3 protein-coding genes are annotated in these 2,681 nt (G+C 38.0%); all 3 read left to right on the top strand.

The genetic code is table 11. The features are described from left to right. Positions 1-314, top strand: a 314-nt coding sequence (locus HMPREF1864_RS06380) for a hypothetical protein (RefSeq protein WP_231723513.1), incomplete at its 5' end; no start/stop codon positions are given. A gap of 118 nt (positions 315-432) precedes the next feature. After that, positions 433-714: a co-chaperone GroES gene (gene groES / locus HMPREF1864_RS06375; RefSeq protein ID WP_062571985.1), complete on the top strand. Its 282-nt coding sequence runs from the start codon at positions 433-435 to the stop codon at positions 712-714. Between the two features lie 28 nt (positions 715-742). Then, positions 743-2,365, top strand: a complete 1,623-nt coding sequence (gene groL / locus HMPREF1864_RS06370; RefSeq protein ID WP_062571984.1) for a chaperonin GroEL — start codon at positions 743-745, stop codon at positions 2,363-2,365. Positions 2,366-2,681 lie beyond the last annotated feature (316 nt).

Below are 2,681 nucleotides of genomic sequence, written 5' to 3'. Positions count from 1 at the left end.
TAGGTGTCGCAATATTATTTGCAATTCATCTAATTATTATGAAATCTTATTTGAATAAGAAGTTTTTAATTTTTAAAATCTTAAGCTTAACGAGTTTTGAATTTTTAGGATGGCTGCCGCTCGGGGTTGTTGGCAAAGGCCCCTGCCAGGTCGTTGAAGGTGTTGGGGGTGGCCCGGAGGGGGATGCCACGCAGGCACAAGCGGACCAATCGAAAGGTCCTAACCCCCTCCGGATAAAGAATCGTAAAGCTCTGCTTTACAAAACTTATTTAAATAATAACTTAATCAATAAATATAAAAGCGTAAGCTTTTAAAATAATTTTCTCCCCCAACTACTTGAAAAATTTTTTTATTTGAGTTATCATATACATATTAGCAGAAGAGATAAGTGAGTGCTAAAAATAGATTATAAATTTTAGGAGGCTTATATAAATGAAATTGAGACCACTTGATGACAAGATTGTCATTAAAAAGATAGAAAAAGAAGAAACTACTGCTTCTGGTATTGTACTTCCTTCTTCAGCTAAGGAAGAATCAAACATAGCAGAAGTTGTTGCAACTGGCAACAAATTAGATAAAGATGAAGATATGAAGGGACTTGTTAAGGTTGGGGACAAGGTTGTTTTCTCTAAATACGCAGGAAGTGACATTGAACTTGACCATGAAAAATACACTATAATTAAGTTCCAAGACATCTTGGCAGTTATTGAATAAGGCTTATTGAATAAGGAGAGATGATAATATGGCAAAGGAAATTAAATTTTCAGAAGATGCTAGAAAAGGTTTAATAAAAGGAATTGATACTCTTGCAGATACAGTAAAGGTAACTCTTGGACCTAAGGGCAGAAATGTTATCTTAGACAAGGAATATGGCACACCTCTTATCACTAACGATGGTGTTACTATTGCAAGAGAAATTGAATGTGAAGATAAATTTGAAAATATGGGCGCACAACTTTTAAAGGAAGTTGCTACTAAGACTAATGATGTTGCAGGTGATGGTACTACAACTGCTACTCTACTTGCTCAAGCTATCATTAGAGAGGGTATGAGAAACCTTGCAGCAGGTGCAAACCCAATGGTTCTTCAAAAGGGTATTGCTAAGGCAGTTGAAAGAGCTGTTGAAGAAATCAAAAAGTTCTCAACTGAAGTTTCTTCAAAGGAAGCTATTGAACAAGTTGCTTCAATTTCTGCGGCTAATGAACAAGTTGGAAAGCTTATTTCTGAAGCGATGGAAAAAGTTGGAAACGACGGAGTTATCACAGTTGAAGAATCTAAATCAATGGGAACAAGCCTAGATGTTGTTGAAGGTATGCAATTTGACAGAGGTTACCTATCTCCATATATGGTTACAGATTCTGACAAGATGGTTGCAGAATTAGAAGACCCATTCATCCTAATTACAGACAAGAAGATTTCAAATATTCAAGAAATTCTTCCTCTATTAGAAAAAGTTCTTCAACAATCAAAACCACTTCTTATTATTGCAGATGATATTGATGGTGAAGCTCTTGCAACTCTAGTTGTTAACTCACTTAGAGGAACATTAAACGTAGTTGGAGTAAAGGCTCCGGGCTATGGCGACAGAAGAAAAGATATGCTTCAAGATATTGCAATCCTAACAGGTGGACAAGTTATTTCATCTGATTTAGGTCAAGACCTAAAGGATGCAACAATTGAAATGCTTGGATCAGCTTCAAAGGTTAGGGTTGAAAAAGAACTTACTGTAATTGTAAATGGAGCAGGCAACAAGGCTGAACTTGAAAACAGAATTAGCCACATCAAAAACCAAATAGAAGAAACAGATTCAGAATTTGATAAAGAAAAATTACAAGAAAGACTTGCAAAACTTTCTGGCGGAGTTGCAGTTATCCAAGTTGGAGCAGCAACAGAAGTTGAACTAAAGGAAAGAAAGTTAAGAATCGAAGATGCTCTAGCAGCAACAAGAGCAGCAGTAGAAGAAGGAATCGTTGCAGGTGGTGGAACTGTACTAATCGACTCAATCGACGCAGTTGCAAAAGTTGTAGACGAACTAGAAGGCGACGAAAAAACAGGAGCTAACATTATCCTAAGAGCCTTAGAAGAACCACTAAAACAAATAGCAGAAAACGCAGGACTAGAAGGCTCAGTAATCGTAGAACACGTAAAGACAAAAGAAGCAGGAATCGGCTTCGACGCATACAAGTCAGAATACGTAGATATGAAAAAAGCCGGAATAGTAGACCCAACAAAAGTAACAAGATCAGCACTACAAAACGCATCAAGCGTAGCATCAATGATCTTGACAACAGAAGCAGCAGTAGCAAACATCAAAGAAGACGCACCAGCAATGCCAGCAATGAATCCAGGCATGGGTATGATGTAATGATAAGAAAAACCGAGACTAGTCTCGGTTTTTCTGGTTTTCACAGCGAATGCAAGCGTAAGCGACGCATGAGCTGATGAAAAATCTTATCCAGCGACTGCAGAAAAAACGACCGAATAGGGAGTTTTTTCAAAGGAGTCGGATTTGCTAATATGGAAAAAACCTAAGCAAAGGCAGTCACAAAAGTGGCTGTCTTTTTTCTGGTCTTCGCTACGAAGTCGAGCGAGAGCGAAGACTGAGTAGATGAAGAAGCTTATCCAGCGACTGCAGAAGAAACGACCGAATAGGGAGTTTCTTCAAAGGAGTCGGATTAAGT

The sequence above is a fragment of the Peptoniphilus sp. DNF00840 genome (genome assembly GCF_001553125.1).
Lineage (GTDB): Bacteria > Bacillota > Clostridia > Tissierellales > Peptoniphilaceae > Peptoniphilus_A > Peptoniphilus_A vaginalis.
The sequence above is the reverse complement of the archived record's forward strand: the minus strand, read 5'-3'. Positions and strand labels throughout refer to the sequence as shown.

Excerpts from the sequence above, each read along its gene's own strand:
- groES (WP_062571985.1), top strand. The coding sequence starts at position 433 with ATGAAATTGAGACCACTTGATGACAAGATTGTCATTAAAAAGATAGAA.
- groL (WP_062571984.1), top strand. The coding sequence starts at position 743 with ATGGCAAAGGAAATTAAATTTTCAGAAGATGCTAGAAAAGGTTTAATA.